General features: G+C 40.4%; 1 protein-coding gene. It reads left to right on the top strand.

Features of this window, described 5'->3' with window-relative positions; translation table 11 throughout:
- Positions 1 to 119: 119 nt before the first annotated feature.
- The coding region (locus tag ACFO3N_RS25055) for an EamA family transporter (protein ID WP_379801534.1) at positions 120 to 507 on the top strand (388 nt) is incomplete at its 3' end.

The raw sequence follows: 507 nt of genomic DNA, 5'->3' as shown, positions 1-507 counted from the left end.
AATACGGTTTTTACCCTTCCCCTCAATTATGTTTCGAGCTTGTTACTGGCAATATTGGTGTAACATGAATGATTGAGTTAAATTTTCTCTCTGCTTCGCTTATATAGAACGAGTCCCTAGTGTTAGATGAAAATGAGCTATTAAAGAAAGGCATTGTGATGACAATCGCTTATGCATTCGTTATGTCAGTTACCGCATTGGCGGCGAAACAAGCTCAGACCATGATTACGGTGTCGACTTTGGTTTTCTGGCAAAGCCTATTTTGTGTTTTGATTTTGTTACCGCAAATGCGTGGACGTTGGCAAAAACGGCCTTTATCTGTCTGGAAAATTCATTTTTTACGCAGCTTTGGTGGTTTTGTTGGCTTTCTCTTTTATTACTGGGCGCTGAATCATATCCCTTTGATTGAGGCTTCTTTGTTACGTACTTGTGCGCCATTGTGTGTGCCATTTGTTGTTTTGATGTTGCATAGAACTAAGATTCCTAGGGCTAGATGGTTGCCTCTAG

Origin of the sequence: Flavobacterium chungangensis (assembly GCF_042654045.1) — a bacterium.
Lineage (GTDB): Bacteria > Bacteroidota > Bacteroidia > Flavobacteriales > Flavobacteriaceae > Flavobacterium > Flavobacterium chungangensis.
The sequence above is the reverse complement of the archived record's forward strand: the minus strand, read 5'-3'. Positions and strand labels throughout refer to the sequence as shown.